Raw genomic sequence first — 21742 nt, 5'->3', positions numbered from 1 at the left:
TTAAGCCCCCCGCACCCTAAAGGGGGAGTCTGTTTAGTGCCCTCCTTTAGGGGGCGGAGGAATAATTTATTTATTCTTTTCTGCAAATTCCTGCATTGCGTCAATCAGTACATGCACGCTTGTGATAGGCAATGCATTGTAAATTGATGCACGGAAACCACCTACACTACGGTGACCTTTGATACCTACGATACCTTTTTCATCACAGAATTTAAGGAATGGTTTTTCATGTTCAGGATTTTCTACCACGAAGCAAACATTCATTTTAGAACGGTCTTCTGGTACGCAAACACCTTTAAATAATGGGTTACGGTCAATCTCGGCGTATAAAGCTTTTGCTTTAGCATCGTTTTCTTTTTCAATGGCTTCAACACCACCTTTAGCTTTTAACCAGCGCAGGGTAAGCATAGATACCAAAATAGCGAATACCGGAGGTGTGTTGTACATAGATCCACCTTCTATCTGCGTTTGATAGTTTAACATTGCAGGTATCTTACGATCTGCTTTGCCCAGGATATCGTCTTTAACAATTACCAAAGTAACACCTGCAGGGCCCATGTTTTTCTGAGCGCCGGCGTAAATGATACCGAAGTCGGCAACGTTAACCTTGCGGCTGAATATATCAGACGACATGTCGCAAACAACCGGGATTGGAGATGCAGGGAACTCATGTAACTGAGTACCATAGATCGTATTGTTTGATGTTAAATGCAGATACGCTGCATCAGATGGTACGGTGAAATCTTTAGGGATGTAGGTAAAATTGCTTTCTTTAGCAGTAGCAATAACCTCTACCCCACCAAAATATTTGGCTTCCTTCAAAGCTTTATTTGCCCAAACGCCAGATTCAACGTAAGCAGCTTTACCAGTTTCTGGTAACAGGTTATACGGAACCATCGCAAACTGAGTGCTTGCTCCTCCCTGTAAAAATAAAACCGAGTAACCAGCAGGAACTTCAAAAAGCTCCTTTACCAAACTTACTGCTTCATCAAGTACCGCCTCAAACTCCGACGAGCGGTGCGAAATTTCAAGTACCGAAAGACCAATACCGTTAAAATTCACAACAGCTTCCGCAGCTTGTTTCAATACCTCGTGAGGCAGGATGCCTGGACCGGCTCCAAAATTATGTTTCATATCAGTTTGTATAATGGGCTAAGGGTTAAAAGTTTTATTAGCCGCCCCGAAATTAAATAAATGGAATATAATTATGGCAAAAAAATGAATCATTTATTAACACAGCAATATCATTAAATCACTCTGTTTAAAAAGATTATTGCTTATTGGAAGGCGATAGTATATAAAATCTATGATTTTAGTGGATTTTTGAGCCCCATGATGGCTTTTTCGTGATCCGGCGCTGCAAATACTGAACTGCCTGCAACAAGCGCTGTTACCCCGGCTTCTACCAATTGTGCAGCATTATTTTGGTCAACTCCGCCGTCAATCTCAATAATAAGGTTGGGATTTGCTTCGGCAGCAAGCATTGTGAGGTCCTTTATCTTCTTATAAGTGTTGGGTATAAACTTCTGCCCACCAAAGCCCGGATTAACAGACATAATAAGCACCATGTCCAGATCGGTGATAATATCAACCAACGAAGATACCGGTGTATGCGGGTTAAGTGCCACCCCTGCTTTACAGCCAAGTTCTTTGATACTTTGCACAGTACGATGTAAATGCGGACAAGCTTCTATGTGCACGGTAATACCATGCGCACCAGCTTCAGCAAATTCCTTTAGATACCGGTTAGGATCCACAATCATTAAGTGTACGTCCAAGGGTTTAGTTGCGTATTTGGCAACTGCTTTCATTACCGGGAAACCAAATGATATGTTGGGTACAAACAAGCCATCCATAACGTCAACATGAAACCAGTCGGCCTCACTTCGGTTAATCATTTCGATATCGCGCTGTAAATTGGCAAAATCTGCCGCAAGTATAGATGGAGCAACTAGGTGGTTCATGGATTCAAAGATAGTATATTGGGTGAATAGTTGAATTGCGACTGGATTGATTAGATTCTTGAAGTTCCGTTAGGTGTTCTGTGACAAACTTCATAAACCAAACTATTATCAATTAAAACTTAATCAACCTAATCCAACATAATCAACTTAACATCAATCACAATTAAGCAACAGGTCGTAATATTTGAACATAAGTTGGGTATCGTAGTTAACCAGTGAGTTGTAGGCTTCTGATACCAGTTCTGTTAGTATGGATGCGCCGAGTTGGCCCACCCCATTTGGAATTTCTTCGTAATAACCAATAAGCTCCTTTACCCTTACAATTTCGTAAAGCAGGGATTGCACAATGTCGGTCTCGTTATGCTGACTAACTACCGGCTTCTCATTTAAAAAGTTTAAAGGATCTTGTCTGGCAGTTACCATTACTTATAGGGGGCGACGTATTTTAAAGGATCTTGGAACATTACAGTGACTAAAGTACATATCCGATTGAATTGTTTTAAAATGTGGAAAACTTTCTAAAACAAAAAAGGGGTGTCTGTATTAGACACCCCTTTAAGTATATGATTTATATGCAATTAAGCTTTTGGCTCCGCATCTTTACGCTCTGGTTTTGGTAATAAAACCTTGCGCGATAATTTCAATTTACCTTGTTTATCTACGTCGATCAGTTTTACTTTAACCATCTCGCCTACTTCGAACACGCCGTCCATAGTTTCGATACGTTTGTGGTCGATCTCAGAGATGTGCAGTAAACCATCTTTACCTGGCATAATTTCAACAAATGCACCGAATGGCATAATCGATCTTACTTTACCTTCGTAGATTTCGCCAACTTCTGGTTTAGAAGCAATGGCTCGGATGCGTGATACCGCAGCATCGATAGACGCTTTGTCATCAGCAAAAATTTGTACGATACCTTGATTGTCTTTCTCTTCGATAGAGATAGTTGCACCGGTTTCGCGTTGCATTTCCTGGATGATTTTACCACCGGGACCGATAACTGCACCAATAAATTCTTTATCAATTTTAATGGTAACAATACGTGGTGCAAACGGCTTGTAATCTTCGCGAGGTGCGCTGATGGTTTTAGCCATTTCGCCCAGAATGTGCAAACGACCTTGTTTAGCCTGATCCAACGCGTTGGTTAAGACTTCGTATGATAAACCATTGATCTTTAAGTCCATTTGGCAAGCAACAATACCTTTTTCGGTACCAGTTACTTTAAAGTCCATATCACCTAAGTGGTCTTCATCACCTAAAATGTCAGAAAGGATAGCATATTTAGTACCCATTTCGTTGGTGATTAAGCCCATTGCGATACCAGATACCGGTGCTTTAATTTTAACACCTGCATCCATTAACGCCAATGTACCAGCGCAAACAGTAGCCATAGACGATGAACCGTTCGACTCCAGGATATCAGAAACCACACGGATTGTGTAAGGATTTTCGTCTTCAGCCGGTAATACTTGTTTTAATGAACGCATAGCCAGGTTACCGTGACCAATTTCACGACGGCCTGCGCCACGGTTAGGACGAACCTCTCCGGTTGAAAAACCTGGGAAGTTGTAGTGTAATAAGAATTTCTGGTAACCGTTAATAAACGCACCATCAATCATTTGCTCATCATCTTTAGCACCTAAAGTAACGGTGGTTAAAGATTGAGTTTCGCCACGGGTAAATACTGCCGAACCGTGAGCAGATGGCAAATAGCTTACCTCGCTCCAGATTGGACGGATCTCAGTAGTTTTACGACCATCTAAACGTTTACCTTCATCTAATACAAGGTTACGGATAGCATCGTACTCTACGTCGTGGTAATATTTTTTAGCTAAGAATTTAGTAACGTCATCAATCTCACCTAAAGTTTCGATATAAGCATCACGTACTTCTTTAAACTTGGTAGCACGCTCGTCTTTCGCAGAAGCAGAAGAAGCAATAGCGTAAACCTGATCGTAAGTAGCAGCGTAGATAGCTTTTTTCAAGTCTTCATTGCTGTTCTCATGGCTATAAATACGTTTTTCGGTTTTGCCAACTTCAGCCATTAATTCTTTTTGAGCTAAGCACTGAATTTTAATCGCAGTGTGAGCAAATTTGATGGCTTCAACCAATTCAGCTTCCTGAATTTCTTTTGATTCACCTTCAACCATGTTGATGTCGTGCTCAGAACCTGCTACAATAAATTCTAAGGTAGCGCGCTCTAAATCGCTCAAGGTTGGGTTAATTACCAGTTGACCGTCGATTTTAGCAACGCGAACTTCAGAGATCGGACCGTTGAAAGGGATATCCGAAACAGCTAAAGCAGCAGAAGCTGCTAAACCAGCAAGCGCATCTGGCATAATGTTTTTGTCGGCAGAGATCAAAGAGATCATTACCTGCGTATCAGCGTGATAATCTTCAGGGAACATTGGGCGTAAAGCGCGGTCAACCAAACGCGAGATCAAAACCTCGTAGTCTGATAAACGTGCCTCACGGCGTAAGAAACCACCTGGGATACGGCCTGTAGCAGCATATTTTTCTTGGTAGTCAACAGAAAGTGGCAGGAAGTCTACCCCTTCTTTTGCCTCTGGCGATGAAACTACAGTAGCCAATAACATGGTGTCGCCCATTTTAACTACTACAGAGCCATCTGCTTGTTTAGCCAGTTTACCGGTTTCGATCTCAATGGTGCGGCCGTCACCTAAATCGATGGTTTTTTTAATTACGTTGTAACTCATTTTTGTTGTTTTGTAATACGCTTTTCATCTTTCGGAGCGTATCGTTTTGCTTATTTAAAAATCGTTGTTTTTAATGAAAAAAAGCCATCCGATAAATTCGAACGGCTTTTTATTGAAATTTCTAAAAAGTTACTTGATGATATCACGCAGCTCTAGAGCTTTGATGATAGCACGGTATCTTGCAATATCTTTTTTATACAAGTAAGCTAACAGCGCGCGGCGTTTACCTACTAACTTTTGCAGTGATAATTGAGTAGAAAAATCTTTTTTGTTTTTTTTCAGGTGACCGGTTAAGTGTGCAATACGAGTAGTAAACAATGCAACCTGACCTTCTGCTGAACCAGTGTTAGTGGCTTCGCCACCGTGTTTTGCGAAAATCTCTGCTTTCGCTTCTTTACTTAGATACATTACTTGAATGATATTAAAGCGTTAAATATTTTGTTAATTGTGGCACAAAGGTAGTTTTTATAGTTGAGATTAAAAAGCCCGAATTCAAAAACATTTAGCCTCGACATCCCGCGGTATAAAAGTAAAACATTAATCCCGCATAGTGCTTTTAATTATACTTTTGACCCGAAACTTTACAAACTTTAAGATGACTACCAAAAAGAAATATGCCAGCTTTGAAACCGAACACCGGGTACGGCCCGATGACATCGATATGTTTCAACATGTACACAACAGCAAATACTTTGATTACGTAATGGCTGCGCGCTACGAGCAGATGGACGTATTCTACGGCATGTCGATGGAAAGCTTTATGGAACGTGGATACGGCTGGGTGGTACGCACGGCGTTTATAGAATATAAACGGGCTTTAATGCTGGGCGATTACTTTTTGGTGAAAACCAATATAGACACCATCGACGAGCGTGGCTGTAAGGTCCATTTTGTGATCAGCAATAAAGCCACTAAAAAGATCTGCTGCGATGGCTGGTTTGATTTTAGCCTCATAGATATTAAAACCAATAAAGCAGCGAGGCTTCCGCAAGATATTATTGATCATTATCAGCATTAGCCCCCAGCCCCCTAAAGGGGGAGCCGGATAAAAAATATTAGGTAGAGACACAAAGCTTTGTGTCTCTTTTTTTGCGTCTTTTTTCAACCTATTTCTCATCCTCCGGCAATACGGCGAAGGACTTGTAGTAGTTGTAATAGAATAAAGCAAAGGCTGCCGTTAAGCATAACGCAGCGGCAAATAACATAGCCTTGAACATCACAATCCAAAAGATGAGCATAAACAAGCCAAGCACCCACTGCATGTAAATGTCCATTGCTAAACCAATTCGGTATAGTAAACTATGGAATAATATGATACAGCTCAATCCAAATACCATTAGCTGCGTTGCAAATAAAGGATCAAAACGGTTATATAACCAAATGATCTCGGGTAAGAGCATAATCAGGTAAACCATTATAAATCCGCCGAACAAAGTCCACCTGCTATAAGGAAGATTCCGACCAAAGCGAAGGAACGTTTCTTCGAACACCCTTTCCTCAAATACAATTGCCACATGTGCTACCACAATAGCCAGCACCGCAATACCGGCCACACGTGCGTCGTGTTTAACATCAGCAAAGAGCGCGAAAACGGCAGTGATAATTAACCAGGAAATCCCTTTAATTATTACATAAGTAAGTTTCTTTTGATTAAAAATATGCAAGATAAACAAACTGAAATATGGTTTAGGAATGGAGTGCCCAAATCTCAGCAACAGGGATAACTTATTGCCCTCAGGCAAAGTGTGCGTTAATTTGATGCAGAACAAAGCACCAGCAATACATAACAATAAAAGATATAGCGCAATACCCGCCGACGCGAGGTAACAATGATTTGCAAGGCCAACACTAACGGTAATAGCAGAATAAACAATAACCGGTAACAGCATATTAAACTGCACAACCAGCCAGCCCAAGAATTGCGATCGCAAACTATAGGCCGAAATACTGTAGAATAAAAACTGATGATGCGGTGCTGATAACTGCCCCGCCATGTAATGCCATGTTTTAAATAAGTAAAGTAACCACACCACAAATACAACCGAAAATAGCAACGGACTGGTTAAAAAAGCTATCATAAGCGCTTTGTGATAACTCAGTAACATATCACCCGGCACAGCACCAAACAATACGAGGAAAATAAACAACAGTATACCGGCATGTGCTCTGTAAAACCCAATTACAAAAATCTTATTCAGCACATTGGTTAGCGGGCTGCCCATTACAAAATGTGGGTTAAGGTTTGATTCTCGATCAACAATTCACCGGCATTAGGCAATATCTCCCGGTCGAGCGCCTGATGGGAGGAAAGGATAAAACTGGTCCCCTCCTGCTCCTGTCGCTCGTTGATCCATTTGTAGAGAATCAATAAGGACTCAGTATCTATGGTGATTAGTGGTTCATCGAGCAAAATCAATCTTGGCCTGCCTAAAAATGCCAGCAATAACGAAAGTTTTTTATTCATACCACTCGAATAAGAACCAATCGGCCTGTCGACGTAGTGTTGCATCTGCATGCTTTCGATATAAAGCTCCTCCTGCCCTGCTTCGGCCCCCCGTGCTTTAGCAAAGAGATTGATCATTTCGCGCCCCGTCAAAAATTCCGGGAACAAGGGTTCCGCTTCGGCAAAACTTACTAATCGGCGATAATTTACAGCATCTTTTTTAACGCTGATGTTCCCGTCTAGTAACACATCGCCATTAAAAGACAGCATACCGGCAACGGATTTCAGGAGTGTACTCTTGCCGGAACCGTTAACCCCTTTAAGCCAATATAAGCCCTGCCCGATCTGTAGTTCATCGATCTTTAGTGCAGCGAAATTGCCGTAATTTTTTTGAAAGTTTACAAACTGAAGCATGAAAGTAATTCTACGTAGAGACACAATATCTTGTGTGTTGTTACAGAAAAGGCATAAAGTAAAAGAGACACAATACCTTGTGTCTCTTTTACTAATCGGTTAAGCGCTTGTCGACGCGCCGTTAATAATATCTGTATAGAATTGCTGGACATCCATTCCGGCGGCGCGTACCTGTTGCGGTATCAAACTCGCGGCAGACTGGCCTGGTGTGGTATTGATCTCGATGAAGTAAAAATCATCTGTCTCCTCCTGCAAAATAAAATCTATGCGGGTCATGCCTTTACAGTTTAGCCGCAGGTAAGCTTCGGCAACAACCTCTGATATACGTTCGTTTTGTTCGGCGGTAAGGTTGGCCGGTGTAATTTCTTCGGATACACCTGGGGTATATTTGGCCTCGTAATCAAAAAACTCTTTCGAGCTAATGATCTCTGTAGCAGGTAACACCTTTAAATGATGGTTAAGCCGCGCGATACCAATACTGAATTCACGACCTTTTATAAATTCTTCAACCAATATTTGGCTGTCTTCTTTAAAGGCTTTATCTAATGCATGCGGAAGCTCGGCTGCATTGTGCACTTTACTCATGCCTACGCTGCTACCGCCGTTATTAGGTTTGATAAATAAAGGAAATTTCAAAGAAGCGGTAATAGTACCTACATCGTGCATGTCTTTTTTAAATAACTGCAACGATTTGGCAACGTTAAGGTGTTTAATGCCATGTACGATGCTTTTAGTATGTGCCTTATTCATGGTTAAAGCCGATGTTGCCGCATCGCAAGTATTATATGGTAAGCCCAGCATATCAAAATAGCCTTGCAGCTTCCCGTCTTCACCAGGTGTACCGTGTACAGTGATAAATGCAGCATCGAAATTGATCTTGCTGCCATCAACGGTAATGCTGAAATCATTTTTATCAACTTCGACTTTCCCAGTGGCCGCTTCGTGGAACCAGCTATCGCGATTGATCAGGATCTTGTAAACATTAAATTGCTCTGCAGGCAAATTGGCTGCTATATTGTTGGCGCTATTAATAGATACCTCGTATTCACCGGAATATCCACCGGCTACCAGGGCGATGTTTTTTTTCGACATAATGGCCAAATATAATATATACTATAATAAACTGTGAGGCTAAATTTTATGCGGCAAAAGCTGTGTAGAAGTTAAATTAGCCTAGCCTCCAAACTCGCCACTGTCCAACACTGTGGCTATCCATTCTTTAAAATCTTCAACGTAATAAAAAATATATTCCGGCTGTAAGGGTATCAATTCATCGGCATTCGTTGTGCTCGCCCAGGCCGCGGCGGCTATCGGAACGCCTAATTCCTTGCAATACTTAATATCGCTTGGCGCATCACCAATATATAGGCTCTCTTTTGCATCAACATTTAATCGCTTCAATACTTTACGAATACCATTAACCTTATTGGGGCCTTCGGGCGAACCGGTTTCCAACACTTCAAAATAGCTTTCGACACCAAATTGCTTAAGCGAAATACGCGTACTGTGGGTGCCTTTCCCGGTTACCATTGCTAGTTGAATGCCTTTTTGATGCAGTAACTCCAGCAGCTCCTTAATACCAGGAAAAACATCCGGACAGGTGCCATGCAGGTTTTCGTAATGAACAAGGTAATCACTAACTCCTTGAGCTTCATACTGTGGAATGAGCTTGCGGATGGTTCCTTCTTCTGATGGACCGAACGTCGCAATAATTTGTTCTTCACTGAGCGATTTGCCTAGTAAGGGTTCTATACTTTTTTTAAATGCAGCGATGCAGAGTGGCAATGTATCGGCGATAGTGCCATCCAGGTCAAATATTATTGCTTTTAACTTCATAGGTTAACCAAAGCTATTATTTTTTCAGCTCGGATAAGCTATTTGTTTCGGATATACGTTATTATCGTTTCGCAAAAACATGCCCTGGAAACCAGGGCACTTCCAAATTTCGAGTTCTGATTTAGAAAATAATAGTTATGTTTGATTGCTTAATTCAGGACGTAAATTCTGATCAATAACTACAAATGAGTAAATTCTGGACTTACTTAAAAACCAAAAGCTTTCGTAATAATTTCCTTGCAGCCATAGGCACAGTTGTGTTTGTATTGTTGGTGGCATATTTTTCATTAGGCTACTACACCCGCCATGGTGAAGGTGTGCCAGTACCGCAATTAAAAGGAATGAACATAGACCGTGCTGCTGCTTTACTGGAGCAACAAGGTTTCAAATATCAGGTAGATTCTGTTTACGTGCTCGACCATGATCCGGGAACTGTTATTGAACAAGACCCCGATGCGGGAACTAATGTTAAAGAAAATCGTACTATCTATTTAACGGTAGTAACTAAACTGGCGCCTAATATTGCCTTGCCCGATGTAGAGCAGAGTACTTTCCGTGAGGCAGAAGCCACTCTTTCCAATTTCGGGATTAAGATCGGTGACACTACCTATCGTTCTGACATAGCGCGCGACCGCGTATTGGAAATCCGTTTCGGCGGGCAGGTTATTAAACCAGGCACCAAGCTACCAAAAGGCTCTAAAGTTGATTTGGTATTGGGCGATGGCGGAGGCGCAAGCGAAGTTGATATTCCAGAGTTAATAAACCTTGATCTGGATGCCGCCAAATTTGCTATTAAAGGTGCTGGCTTAACTATTGGTACTATTATGTACTCGGGCGCTATTACCGACTCAACCAATGTTATTGTAACAGCTCAATCGCCAATGAAAACAGACTCTTTAAGCAAAACCAGTATAGGGACACGCATTAACTTAACCGTTTCGCAAGGCAAGAAAACCGATGAGCCACAGCAGTGATATTAATGCCAGAGAAATTAAGCAACGTTTAAACCACAACGAAGCGCTTAATTTGCTCGATGTGCGCGAAAATATAGAATATCATACCCACAACATTGGCGGGTTAAATATTCCTGTAAATAAGCTTAAGGAAAACCTCAATAACCTGCCGTGGCAATATAACGATGAAATTATAGTTATATGCAGTGCAGGTTTGCGCAGCGAAACAGCTAAATCAATTCTCGAAGAAAATGGTTATCAAAATGTCAGGAACCTTACAGGTGGTTTGCTGGCAATAGAAAAGCTTCAATCTATTTAAAAACATATGTCTGAGAACCAACCAAAAGGCGGAACATTCAAAAAATTCATCATTGCATTGGTGGTCATTATCATATTGGCCCTTGCAGGCACGGGAGTATTTTACTACCTGCGTTATTTTGGCCCTAACGTAACTGATAAACAGGAATATTTATATATCCACACAGGTGCAACCTATAAAGATGTTTATGACAGCATCCGCACTAAAGAAATTGTTAAGGATACTACCACCTTTAACTGGGCGGCCCAAAACATGAATTATACTACCCGGGTTAAACCGGGCAGGTACCATTTACATTCGGGTATGAGCAACCGTCGCCTCATCAACATGCTGGCGTCGGGCACTCAGGAGCCGGTTACCGTGTCGTTCCACAACTTGCGTTTAAAAACTCAGTTTGCTGGCTTTATTGCCAAAAAGATCGAGCCAGATTCGTTATCAATATTGCGTTTGTTAGACTCGACCGAATATGTGCAGAAATTTGGTTTCACTACCGAAGATGTGTACACCATGTTTTTGCCAAACAGCTATCAGATGTATTGGAATACATCGCCAGAGAAGTTTTTCAATCGCATGTATGCCAATTACGAAAAATTCTGGACGCCCGCGCGTAAGCAACAGGCAGCAGCCATTAACCTCACCCCTGTTCAGGTATCGATCTTAGCTTCTATAGTTGATGCCGAAGCATTGCACGATGATGAGATGCCACGCATAGCTGGCCTATATCTTAATCGCCTTAACAAAGGGATGAAATTACAAGCCGATCCGACCGTTATTTTTGCGACAGGCGACTTTACTATAAAACGCGTATTGAATAAATATTTGGTTAATCCATCGCCCTACAACACCTATGTACATACTGGTTTGCCGCCCGGCCCAGTGATGATGCCATCTGTTGCCGCGGTTAAAGCAGTACTTAACCATGAAAAACATAACTATTTGTATATGTGTGCAAAAGAAGATTTTTCCGGCTATCATAACTATGCTACCAACGAAGCTGATCACAGAGCTAACGCACGTCGCTTTCAACAGGCTTTAGACGCAAGAAACATTAAGCGCTGATGTTTACCCATACAACTAAAATACGCGTCCGTTATGGCGAAACTGACCAGATGGGCTACATGTACTATGGTAATTACGCCGAGTTTTTTGAAGTTGGCCGTGTAGAAATGCTGCGCAGCCTAGGCTTGACTTATGCATCTATGGAGGCTTCGGGTATCATGATGCCGGTGCTGGAGCTCAAATGTAAATACATTAAACCTGCCCGCTATGACGAGCTGATTAGCGTTAAGGTAATTATGCACAAGATGCCCGGGGTAAAAATCCACTTCACCTACGAGCTCTATAACGAAGCTGATGTTCTGATACATGTGGGCGAAACCCTGCTGGCATTTGTAAACATGACTACCGGTCGCCCATGCTTACCATCACAAGAGTTTCTGGATGCTTTGAAGCATTTTTTTGAGTAAGTTTGACTTAAATGAAATGGTTACACCGTTTTTTAAGCCGTTTTAAATTTTATCAGTACCTGGTTGACTGGACTAAGGTGATATACCTTCCCGGTTTCAGGCCCTTGCCCCTGCATACGGTTGCCGTTTTCTTTTTCAAAGAGATTCAGCAAGAGTCGTTGGTTAATAAGGCAACCTCGCTTGCATATACTTTTATGTTGGCTTTTTTTCCGGGCATTATCTTTTTGTTCACGCTTATCCCCTATATACCTGTTCCGCATTTTCAAGATACGCTGTTAAAACTTATAGAGGTAATATTACCTACCAACGCCTATTTGGCATTCGAGAGCACTATCAAAGACATCATTAAAAACCAAAATGGCAAGTTGTTATCCGTTGGTTTTGCAACAGCCCTTTTCTTTGCAACAAACGGGGTTTATAAGCTGATGCAGGCTTTCAACAAGTCTACATTAACAGTAGAGACACGCACATGGGTTAGAAAGCGCTGGATAGCCCTAATTTTAACGGTAGTGATCAGTATATCGTTGTTTCTTGCCATTATTATATTGATAGTTGGCCAAGCCGTTGTAAACGTGCTGCAATCTAAAATAGACACCAATGGCTCGTTCTGGACTTACCTTATTTTTTTAGGCCGATGGCTGATAGTAATTGTGATCTTCTTTTTTACCGTTGCGCTGCTTTACCGCTACGGCCCGGCCCACAAACAAACCCGGTGGAAGTTTATCAGTCCAGGTGCGATATTAGCCACCGCATTGGCTGTGTTTACCTCTTTAGGGTTCAGTTATTACATCAATAATTTCTCAGCGTACAACAAAATTTACGGTTCGATCGGTACATTGATCGTGATTATGATTTGGCTCTATTTAAACTCGCTGATCATCCTGATTGGCTTTGAACTTAACGCCAGCATCGACCTTTCTAAGCGGAATATTAAGATCAGCAAGCCGCGTTTCAATACATTTAAAAGTAACCAAAAGGGAATTAACCAGCATAAATAATTGACTGTCAGTATTTTATTTGTGTTAAAAAAAAGTTAAAATCAAATTTGTCAATCCGCTCCGGATTTGTACTTTTGTCCCCGGAGAGTTGGCAGAGTGGTCGATTGCGGCAGTCTTGAAAACTGTTGAACTGTGAAAGGTTCCTGGGGTTCGAATCCCTAACTCTCCGCTTAAAATCAAAAAGCCTGTAGTAGTAAATATTACAGGCTTTTTGATTTTAAAACGGATCTGGAAATGCAGGGTGAGCCGGATCATATATGGCCACAGCAACTCTGGAATCTGCACATCCATAATAAAGAAACCACTTCTTATGGAAAAATACCATCCCTTCTATAAATACTGTTCCATTGATATACTGTCCGCTTTTTTCGAATGCTTCCATCGGCCGCAAAAACGGCACATCGAGGCGGGTTATTGGTTTTGATGGATCATTTTTATCAAACAACGCCTGGCCGGCGCAATAAGAGTTCCCATTAAAACGCTTATCGCCTTCTTCTCCCGCCTTGTTTTTGCCATTATAAAAAAGGACTATCCCCTTATTCGTCCATATTGCAGGAGGGCCGCACTCGGTTAATTCACTATCAAAATACCCCTTTCTTGGCGAAATCAACTCTTTAAGCGAGCCATCTGCATTAATGAGAGGTTTCCAGTTTACCAAGTTGTCAGAGGTTGCTGCATACACGTGTAATTCCCCCCAGTACATCCAGTACTTGCCATTTATTTTGGTAACCACCTGCCTGCCCTTTACCACCTTTGTTAATATCGATGCAGATTTATGCGGAATGTTTAAGAATTTGCCATTGTAGGCATCCTCGAATATTGGGCCATGCTTGGTCCAGTGTTTCAGGTCCTTTGAGGTAGCTACACCAAGCCGTGGCACTTCACGATTCCATTGGGTGTAAAAGACAACATATGTTCCGTTAGTGGTAACTGCTATCCTAGGATCTTCACAACCACCAGGCCATTCATACTTTTTCTGACTGTCATTAGCAGGATAGAACACAGGCGTATGGTTTCGCTTAAAATGTAAACCATCTGAGCTCGATGCATATCCCAGTCGTGAGGTGCGGAAACCGATCCCTACACCAGATTTATCTTCTGCACGATATAAGACCGCTATTTTGCCATTAATCAGTGCAGCCGCCGGGTTAAACGTATCGTTAGATTCCCAGCGCACAGTTTGATTTAAAACCGGATCGACAAACTGAGAAGTACTATCCGGAGAAATGATCGGATTAATATTGGCGGGTCTTTTAAACCCTCCAAACGCCCAGTCCGGCAAACGATTTTGTTGTGCTACGGCGCTAATGGAAACTATGAGAAATAGTATAAGGGTTTTGATAAAAACAGTAACATTTTCCATGCTAACTATATGTTTTGGTTTGATATAGCGAGAGTTTGCAGGCTGTTTCTAAAACAGCCGTTTAGGCATTGGTATAAGTTACTATTATAAACTTTTTTTATGGATTAAAATAATTGCAGAAGTTATAAGGTTTTTAAATATCGGCCATCTAAATGCAAATAGGTTACTTGCCGATACAGAACTTCGAAAATATATTCTCGAGCAAATCGTCGGTAGTTACAGTACCGGTTATTTCGCCCAGGTAGTGTAGCGCTTGTTTAATATCTGTAGCGAGAAAATCAGACGTAATGGGGTTATCTATACCTTCCAATACTTTACTTAAGGCGTCTTCGGTTTTTTGAAGCGCCTGCAGGTGGCGAACATTAGTTACCAGCGTTTCGTCGCCGCCTAGTTGACCTTTAATGGCCGTATGGTAAATTTTATGCTTTAACTCTTCTATGTGCTGTTTTTGCTTGGCAGAAACCTTCAGCATATTTTCAGAGTGCGGGATGTTTTCAGATTGTTCTTCGCTCAGGAGGTCGATCTTATTAGCTACAACCAGCATCGGAAAGTCCGGGCGTTGTAGGCTTTCTAAATCGGCATTTAAATCCTCTAATGAAGTTTGCACAGCGTCAAACACGTAGATCAATATCGCCGATTGATTAATCTTCTCGTAGGCTTTTTGTACACCGATGGCCTCGATGGTGTCAGTAGCTTCGCGAATACCAGCAGTATCTGTTAAGCGAAAGTTTACACCGTTAATGTTTAAGATCTCCTCGATGGTATCGCGCGTAGTACCGGCTATATCGCTTACAATGGCACGCTCCTCGTTAAGCAGTGCGTTTAGCAAGGTCGATTTACCTGCATTCGGGCGACCGGCGATAACGGTATTAATGCCCTGCTTAATGGCATTACCCAATTCGAACGACTGGATTAATTTACTTAAGATGGTGAGAATATTTACTACCAATTGTTTCAGCTGATCGCGGTTAGCAAACTCTACATCTTCTTCAGAAAAATCTAGTTCGAGTTCGATCAGCGAAGCAAAATTCACCAATTGTTCGCGTAAGCCTTTTAATTGATTGCTAAAGCCGCCTCTTAGCTGATTCATAGCAGCCTGCTGTGAGGACTTCGAATTAGCGGCGATCAAATCGGCAACGGCCTCGGCCTGCGAAAGATCCATCTGCCCGTTAAGAAAGGCTCTCAACGTAAACTCACCTGGTTGTGCAGGACGGGCTCCGCTTTTTACTAATAGTTTAATAACCGACTCGATAATGTATGCCGATCCGTGACACGAGATCTCCACAACGTTTTCACGTGTATATGATTTTGGTGCGATGAATAAAGATGCCAATACTTCATCTAAAATAACGTCACCATCTACAATATGGCCAAAGTGTATGGTATGCGAAGCCTGTTTGGTAAGATCCTTACCCTTAAAAACTTTTTGGGTTATCTGCACGGCATCAGGTCCCGAAAGGCGAATAACGCCAATTGCCCCTATTCCATTCGGCGTGGCTAAGGCCACTATGGTATCGTCGGTAGTATAGTTCATATCGTTGCAACAAAGTTCGGAATAATTATGGTATTGCAGCGTCTATACAAAATCATGTTTTGGCTTTAAGTCAGCCATTTATTTTATTACGTTATCATTTTCCGGCTCGTCGCTAATATTATATAAGTCTTTTAATTTATTGTAGAGCCGATTTCTGTTAAATGATTCATCAAACAAATAGGTAGGAATAAAGAAGAGTATCCATACCGCAGCAGTAGCCCAAACATCAAGATCAAATTTAACCGATATAACACCAGCAATTAAAAAGAATATAAAACCGTAAAACTGATAATAGTTGGCTTGCTTTAGCTTTAGAATAGATCCATCATCGTGAAAATTCATTTTAATAGCACCACGTACAAACGGAACCCATAAGAAATAAAACACATTCTTCTGAAGTAGTGTAAGGTCATCTACAATGTTTTTTCTGATATAAGTGGCAACATTTTCAACCTTGCTTTCTTTATATTCCTTAATATCTTCTTCAGAAACATTTCGTTTTGAAAGCTCTTCGATAGCAATACTAACTGCCAATTCTGTGTAATCAAATTTATGGTCAATTAAATCCAGTAGTTGAGCGGTTGAATACGTGGCATATTTAGCTTGCAGGTCTTCTTTGGTTACCATAATAAGGGTTGGTTTTGGCAACTAATATAGCTATTGTAAGCTAAAATCCTACACCCCAAACTCCTCTCGTTTCTAAGCCAACATGCAAGTTAATATTTAACCCAGAAAACAAATATTGGTTTACAAAGCCGTGTTAAGCAGCTGCTGATAACAATCAATATATTGTCCCACATGCAATCCGTCTACCAATGCGTGGTGAACATGTATCGAAACCGGCATGGTTCTTTTACCCGAGTTGTCGGTCATTTTGCCAAAGGATATTTTGGGGCAACTATCTTTAAATGAAAACATCCGCGCATGAGAAAGGGCCGTAAAATCTATCCAGGGCAATGGCGAATAACGAATTACATTTTTCGCAGGCGAACGATCTAATGTAGTAGAGCTACTGACTCTTTCCATTACTTTTAGCGCTTCGGGATAAAATTCGTTGAACGTAGCGTAGTAAATAAAATCGCCGAAACCGAAAGTGCCGTCAGGCCGACCTATCGTTGAACCAGCATCTACACGATCATATATAAAAACCTCATCTTCTTCAATCCGTAGCTTAAAAGGTTCGATAATTTGAGCTGCTGATAACGATTGATATAAGTAATACAAGAAAAAAGAAACCCCGTTTTGTTTAGCAGCCTTATATGCTGTAGTGCAATCTATAGTGACATTTACCCCATAATAGGGTTCCTCAAATTGGTTGAAAAATTTAAAATGTTCTTTTCTATTCCAGCTATCGAGGTCAAGTTTTTGTTTCATTTATTTAATAGTCAATTTTAATTCACCTTCTTCAACAATCACATCCTTAAAAACGGTTAAAAACTCATTAAATTCCACATGTTTTTGCATCATGTAGAGCATTTCTTTTTCAATATCGAGCCATGTTGAAATATCTGCTTCATTGTGCTGAATTTGCGCTTCGAGCTTATCTAAAGCGTTGGCTACTTTGGCTTCGTTCGATTGCTTGTTTTCAAATTCATGCCAAAGCTCATAGAATTTCTCCCCGGTTTGGTTGTCTAATGTCTGCCTGATCTCATTTATGGCATTAGTCTCCATTTTTACTTTCTGCAACTTCGTTTCTGCATCAAACTGCTCAAACGCAGGGATATCGCCGACTAGTGCTTCGATAATATCATGGATTATAATCATTTCGAGCGTCTTTTGGGCATCTACTTTAATCCCTAAGTGGGGTTCAACCAACAAAAACATCAGCGACATTCGCCAGGTGTGTTCTGCTACACTTTCTTGCCGGCCATCAGACAGCCAACTATGCCTGATAAGTTTTTTGAGATTTTCGGCAACGTGAAGAAACTCCAGGATTTTCTTGGCTTCAACTTTCATTATTTAATAATTGGTTATTAGAAAGCGCCTAAATATCAAAAAAATAACCGGAATTCGATTTCAAGATTTGATAATTAGCTTAATTATTCACCCGGATAAAGCAACCCCTCAATCCCCCATAGTTCTTCAATCCCCAATCCAAACAAAGCGAAGTCGTATTTCACGGGATCGAGAGGATCGAAGCTGCGGAGATGTTCGGTTAATTCGACGGCAGTTTGCCAGTCGGTTTGTTTACGGGTAATCAGTTTAAGTCGCCGCGCAACGCGGTCTACGTGAAGATCACAGGGCATAATTAGGTCTGCCGGTTTAATGCGATTCCAGATGCCGAAATCTACGCCATTATTATCTTGACGAACCATCCAGCGCAAAAACATATTTAAGCGTTTACAGGTTGATTTTTGTGCGGGTGATGATACGTGTTTTTTTGTACGATGCGGGTAATCGGGTAAAGAGAAAAAGTATCTTCTGAAGTGATTTAGTGAGGATTCGACGCTCGAAGAAGATTCTTCGCTGTCGCTCTGAATGACAACGATTTTTGAGTTTGGCAAAAACGCATCTTCCAGACTATCAAAGTTTTCATAGTGCCATCTAAAGAAACTAATAAAATAAAGCGTATCCACATCATTAAAGGTGCGATGCTTAAAGTTAAGCAGTTTCTTTAGATCAGGTTCCTCATGGTTCATTATGAAATCATAAGGTACGCCGTCCATCAGTTCGATAAGCTGGCGACACTTATTGATAATGGTAACACGCTGTCCCCAAGCCAGTATAGCTGCCCAAAAACCCATAATCTCGATATCTTGTTTCTGCGTGAAGCTGTGTGGTATAACTATTGGATCATTTGCAATAAAATCCGGACGGTTATACTGTTCAACTTTGGCATCGAGGAAGGCTTTGATGTCGGTTACCATGTAAAATAGAATCAAGAAACAAGAGCCAAGAATCAAGACACCTTTAGAATCCGTTCTTTAGGAACTCGCTCGTGTTTCTTGATTCTTGGCTCTTGTTTCTATTTTATGCCAAAGCGTTCTTCAAATCCTCTAATAAATCCTCTACATCCTCTACTCCTACGCTTAAGCGAAGAAGGCTATCAACCACACCAACTTTTTCGCGTACCTCTTTTGGTATCGAACCATGGGTCATGGTAGCCGGGTGATTAATCAGTGATTCAACACCACCTAATGATTCGGCCAGGGTAAATACTTTAAAGTTTGATGCAATACGAAAGGTTTCTTGCAAATCCGCATCTTTCAAGGTAATTGAGATCATGCCACCGAAGTCGCGCATTTGCTTTTTGGCAACTTCGTGATTAGGATGATCTGTAAAGCCAGGCCAGTAAATTTTATCAACCTTTGGATGCGTTTTAAGGAATTCGGCTATCGCGCGACCGTTTTCGCAATGTGCTTTCATACGCAGGTGCAGGGTCTTGATTCCACGTAACGCTAAAAAACTATCCATTGGCCCCGGTGTAGCGCCGCATGAATTGTAAATAAACCAAAGGCGTTTGTACAGATCCTCGTCATTTAACATCAGTGCTCCCATTACAACATCAGAGTGACCACCGATGTATTTCGTAACCGAGTGCATAACCACATCTGCTCCCAGATCGATAGGATTTTGCAAATACGGAGAAGCAAAGGTATTATCCACTACAAAAAGCAGGTTCTTAGCTTTGGTGATTTTACCGATTGCCTCGATATCAACAATTTGCATTGTTGGGTTGGTTGGAGTTTCTACCCAAACCAATTTAGTTTTTTCGTTTGTGTATTGGCTAACAATCTCAGGATCAGAAAGATCAAGAAAATGAAACTTAATGCCGTAGTTAGCAAATATTTTGGTGAAGATCCGGTACGAACCGCCATACAGGTCGTTGCCTGTAATTACTTCGTCGCCAGGTTGTAGCAATTTCATTACCGCATCTGTGGCGCCCATACCGCTCGAGAATGCCAAACCGAATTTAGCGTTTTCCAGGGCTGCTAAACAGTCTTCCAAAGCCTTGCGGGTTGGGTTTGTTCCGCGCGAATACTCATAACCCTGGTTATCGCCAGGGGCTTTCTGCCAGTAGGTTGACGTTTGATATATGGGCGTCATTACCGCGCCGGTTGATGGATCGGGCTCCTGCCCTGCATGTATTGCTTTTGTTCCGAATTTCATATAGCTACAGCCCCCCAGCCCCCTAAAGGGGGAGCATTAAAAACATCTTATCCTTTAGGGAAAGGATATGCACTACAATTTGCCACTCCTGCCCCCCCTTTTTAGGGGGCCGGGGGGCTTAATACGCCCTTGCAAACAATACCCTTTGGGTTGATGGTTTGCCGGTTAATATACATTTACCTTCTTCTTGTTTATTATTCAAAGGTATACAACGGATTGTAGCCTTAGTTTCATCTTTTATACGTTGTTCGGTTTCTGGTGTACCGTCCCAATGTGCAGACAAAAAGCCCGGTTTTTCGTCCAGTAAACGTTTAAACTCTTCGTAAGTATCTACCTCAGTTGTATTTTCTTTGTTAAAATCTGATGCTTTTTTGAAAATATTTTGTTGGATCTCTTCCAACAAAGCTTCGATACGATCTGCTAAGCCTTCCTGCGCTACTGTCTCTTTTGTACGTGTATCACGACGAGCCAATTCAACCGTACCGTTCTGCATATCGCGGCTACCGATGGCTACGCGCAAAGGCACACCCTTCAGTTCATACTCGGCAAATTTAAAGCCCGGGCGTTGCGTATCGCGATTATCAAATTTGATAGAGATATTTTTTGCTTTCAGTTCGGTTGTTAAACCCTTTACGTAGGCCGTAATATTTTCCAGCTCTTCGTCGTGTTTGTAAATCGGCACAACAACAACTTGTATTGGCGCCAGCATTGGCGGGATAACTAAACCAGCATCGTCAGAATGCGACATAATCAGTGCCCCCATCAAACGGGTTGAAACACCCCATGAGGTTGCCCAAACGTAATCGAGTTTATTCTCTTTATCGGTAAATTTAACGTCAAACGCCTTGGCAAAGTTCTGGCCCAAAAAGTGTGAAGTACCTGCCTGTAAAGCTTTACCGTCCTGCATCAAAGCTTCGATACAATAAGTGTCTAATGCCCCTGCAAAGCGCTCGTTAGGCGTTTTACGGCCTTTCACTACCGGTACAGCCAGCCAGTTCTCGGCAAAGTCTGCATATACTTCCAGCATTTGTTCTGCTTCGGCAATCGCTTCTTCAGCTGTTGCATGGGCAGTATGGCCTTCCTGCCATAAAAATTCGCTGGTGCGTAAAAACAAACGGGTACGCATTTCCCAACGTACAACGTTAGCCCACTGGTTAACTAAAATCGGCAAATCGCGGTACGATTGGATCCAACCTTTATAGGTGTTCCAGATAATAGTTTCCGAAGTTGGGCGAACAATCAGCTCCTCTTCCAACTTAGCTTCTTCATCAACAATAATGTTGCCTTCGCCGTCGTTTTTTAAACGGTAATGTGTTACAACAGCACATTCTTTGGCAAAGCCTTCAACGTGGCTGGCTTCTTTTGAGAAGAAAGATTTTGGTATAAACAGCGGAAAGTAAGCATTACTGTGCCCGGTATCTTTAAACATTTTATCAAGCACTGCCTGCATTTTCTCCCAGATCGAATAACCATACGGTTTAATGATCATGCAGCCCCTCACCGGAGAATATTCAGCTAAATCAGCTTTTATTACCAGGTCATTAAACCATTGTGAATAATCTTCGTCTTTACTGATGATACCTTTGCTCATGTTATATATTTATGGAATAGAATTTGACTAT

The 21742-nt window shown here is 41.6% G+C and carries 23 protein-coding genes and 1 tRNA gene; 7 read left to right on the top strand and 17 right to left on the bottom strand.

From position 1 onward, the window contains the following. Positions 1-66: 66 nt before the first annotated feature. The 5 genes from serC to rpsO form a co-directional block, all read right to left on the bottom strand. Positions 67-1134 (bottom strand): 3-phosphoserine/phosphohydroxythreonine transaminase, encoded by a 1068-nt coding sequence (serC, locus tag GSY63_RS21355; RefSeq protein WP_166587886.1) that lies wholly within the window; start codon positions 1132-1134, stop codon positions 67-69. 170 nt (positions 1135-1304) lie between these two features. Further along, a complete protein-coding gene (gene rpe / locus GSY63_RS21350) occupies positions 1305-1964 on the bottom strand; it encodes a ribulose-phosphate 3-epimerase (RefSeq protein WP_166587885.1) in 660 nt (219 codons plus the stop codon). A 153-nt stretch (positions 1965-2117) separates the two neighbouring features. Then, a complete protein-coding gene (locus GSY63_RS21345; RefSeq protein WP_166587884.1) occupies positions 2118-2387 on the bottom strand; it encodes a hypothetical protein in 270 nt (89 codons plus the stop codon). A gap of 155 nt (positions 2388-2542) precedes the next feature. Beyond that, positions 2543-4684 carry a polyribonucleotide nucleotidyltransferase gene (pnp, locus tag GSY63_RS21340; protein ID WP_166587883.1) on the bottom strand — a complete coding sequence of 714 codons (2142 nt, stop codon included), beginning with the start codon at positions 4682-4684 and terminating at the stop codon, positions 2543-2545. A gap of 129 nt (positions 4685-4813) precedes the next feature. Next, positions 4814-5092: a 30S ribosomal protein S15 gene (gene rpsO / locus GSY63_RS21335; RefSeq protein ID WP_166587882.1), complete on the bottom strand. Its 279-nt coding sequence runs from the start codon at positions 5090-5092 to the stop codon at positions 4814-4816. A 187-nt stretch (positions 5093-5279) separates the two neighbouring features. Between rpsO and GSY63_RS21330 the strand changes: the two genes are divergently transcribed. Next, complete coding sequence (locus GSY63_RS21330; RefSeq protein ID WP_166587881.1) at positions 5280-5702, top strand: acyl-CoA thioesterase; 423 nt, start codon at positions 5280-5282, stop codon at positions 5700-5702. Between the two features lie 88 nt (positions 5703-5790). Here the strand turns inward: GSY63_RS21330 and GSY63_RS21325 are convergent, their stop codons facing one another. The 4 genes from GSY63_RS21325 to GSY63_RS21310 form a co-directional block, all read right to left on the bottom strand. Next, positions 5791-6906: a hypothetical protein gene (locus GSY63_RS21325; RefSeq protein ID WP_166587880.1), complete on the bottom strand. Its 1116-nt coding sequence runs from the start codon at positions 6904-6906 to the stop codon at positions 5791-5793. Beyond that, positions 6906-7541: an ABC transporter ATP-binding protein gene (locus GSY63_RS21320; RefSeq protein WP_166587879.1), complete on the bottom strand. Its 636-nt coding sequence runs from the start codon at positions 7539-7541 to the stop codon at positions 6906-6908. The genes GSY63_RS21325 and GSY63_RS21320 overlap by 1 nt, the downstream gene beginning before the upstream one ends. A gap of 99 nt (positions 7542-7640) precedes the next feature. Next, positions 7641-8633: a D-alanine--D-alanine ligase gene (locus GSY63_RS21315; protein WP_166587878.1), complete on the bottom strand. Its 993-nt coding sequence runs from the start codon at positions 8631-8633 to the stop codon at positions 7641-7643. 81 nt (positions 8634-8714) lie between these two features. Next, positions 8715-9377, bottom strand: coding sequence for an HAD family hydrolase (locus tag GSY63_RS21310; protein ID WP_166587877.1), 663 nt, complete (start codon positions 9375-9377; stop codon positions 8715-8717). 185 nt (positions 9378-9562) lie between these two features. On the opposite strand from GSY63_RS21310, the gene GSY63_RS21305 reads away from it, so the two are divergent. The 6 genes from GSY63_RS21305 (at position 9563) to GSY63_RS21280 (ending at position 13282) form a co-directional block, all read left to right on the top strand. Further along, positions 9563-10351: a PASTA domain-containing protein gene (locus GSY63_RS21305; RefSeq protein ID WP_166587876.1), complete on the top strand. Its 789-nt coding sequence runs from the start codon at positions 9563-9565 to the stop codon at positions 10349-10351. After that, positions 10335-10649 (top strand): rhodanese-like domain-containing protein, encoded by a 315-nt coding sequence (locus GSY63_RS21300; protein WP_166587875.1) that lies wholly within the window; start codon positions 10335-10337, stop codon positions 10647-10649. Before GSY63_RS21305 ends, GSY63_RS21300 begins: the two co-directional genes overlap by 17 nt. Before the next feature lie 6 nt (positions 10650-10655). After that, the gene (gene mltG, locus GSY63_RS21295) at positions 10656-11708 is read left to right on the top strand and encodes an endolytic transglycosylase MltG (protein WP_166587874.1); all 1053 of its coding nucleotides are present in this window, start codon (positions 10656-10658) and stop codon (positions 11706-11708) included. Beyond that, complete coding sequence (locus tag GSY63_RS21290) at positions 11708-12115, top strand: acyl-CoA thioesterase (protein ID WP_166587873.1); 408 nt, start codon at positions 11708-11710, stop codon at positions 12113-12115. Before mltG ends, GSY63_RS21290 begins: the two co-directional genes overlap by 1 nt. Positions 12116-12126: 11 nt before the next feature. Beyond that, positions 12127-13113, top strand: a complete 987-nt coding sequence (locus GSY63_RS21285) for a YihY/virulence factor BrkB family protein (protein ID WP_166587872.1) — start codon at positions 12127-12129, stop codon at positions 13111-13113. Between the two features lie 82 nt (positions 13114-13195). After that, a tRNA-Ser gene (locus GSY63_RS21280) sits at positions 13196-13282 on the top strand. 48 nt (positions 13283-13330) lie between these two features. Here GSY63_RS21280 and GSY63_RS21275 read toward each other — a convergent pair. The 8 genes from GSY63_RS21275 to proS all read right to left on the bottom strand — a co-directional run bounded on the left by GSY63_RS21275 (position 13331) and on the right by proS (position 21711). Beyond that, on the bottom strand, positions 13331-14476 hold the full coding sequence (locus GSY63_RS21275; RefSeq protein WP_166587871.1) for a glycoside hydrolase family 130 protein: 1146 nt from the start codon (positions 14474-14476) through the stop codon (positions 13331-13333). A gap of 163 nt (positions 14477-14639) precedes the next feature. After that, positions 14640-16010 (bottom strand): tRNA uridine-5-carboxymethylaminomethyl(34) synthesis GTPase MnmE, encoded by a 1371-nt coding sequence (gene mnmE, locus GSY63_RS21270; protein ID WP_166587870.1) that lies wholly within the window; start codon positions 16008-16010, stop codon positions 14640-14642. 78 nt (positions 16011-16088) lie between these two features. After that, on the bottom strand, positions 16089-16637 hold the full coding sequence (locus GSY63_RS21265; protein ID WP_166587869.1) for a hypothetical protein: 549 nt from the start codon (positions 16635-16637) through the stop codon (positions 16089-16091). A gap of 120 nt (positions 16638-16757) precedes the next feature. After that, entirely contained in the window at positions 16758-17384 is a 627-nt protein-coding gene (locus GSY63_RS21260; protein WP_166587868.1) for a chloramphenicol acetyltransferase, read from the bottom strand. Further along, positions 17385-17966 carry an HD domain-containing protein gene (locus tag GSY63_RS21255; protein ID WP_166587867.1) on the bottom strand — a complete coding sequence of 194 codons (582 nt, stop codon included), beginning with the start codon at positions 17964-17966 and terminating at the stop codon, positions 17385-17387. It abuts the gene before it with no gap. An 83-nt stretch (positions 17967-18049) separates the two neighbouring features. Then, on the bottom strand, positions 18050-18877 hold the full coding sequence (locus GSY63_RS21250; protein WP_166587866.1) for a TIGR02757 family protein: 828 nt from the start codon (positions 18875-18877) through the stop codon (positions 18050-18052). 103 nt (positions 18878-18980) lie between these two features. Continuing rightward, positions 18981-20120 carry a cystathionine gamma-synthase gene (locus GSY63_RS21245; RefSeq protein ID WP_166587865.1) on the bottom strand — a complete coding sequence of 380 codons (1140 nt, stop codon included), beginning with the start codon at positions 20118-20120 and terminating at the stop codon, positions 18981-18983. Positions 20121-20238: 118 nt separating this feature from the next. Next, positions 20239-21711: a proline--tRNA ligase gene (gene proS / locus GSY63_RS21240; protein ID WP_166587864.1), complete on the bottom strand. Its 1473-nt coding sequence runs from the start codon at positions 21709-21711 to the stop codon at positions 20239-20241. Positions 21712-21742 lie beyond the last annotated feature (31 nt).

This window comes from Mucilaginibacter agri (assembly GCF_009928685.1).
In the GTDB taxonomy this organism is placed as follows: Bacteria; Bacteroidota; Bacteroidia; order Sphingobacteriales; family Sphingobacteriaceae; genus Mucilaginibacter; species Mucilaginibacter agri.
The sequence above is the reverse complement of the archived record's forward strand: the minus strand, read 5'-3'. Positions and strand labels throughout refer to the sequence as shown.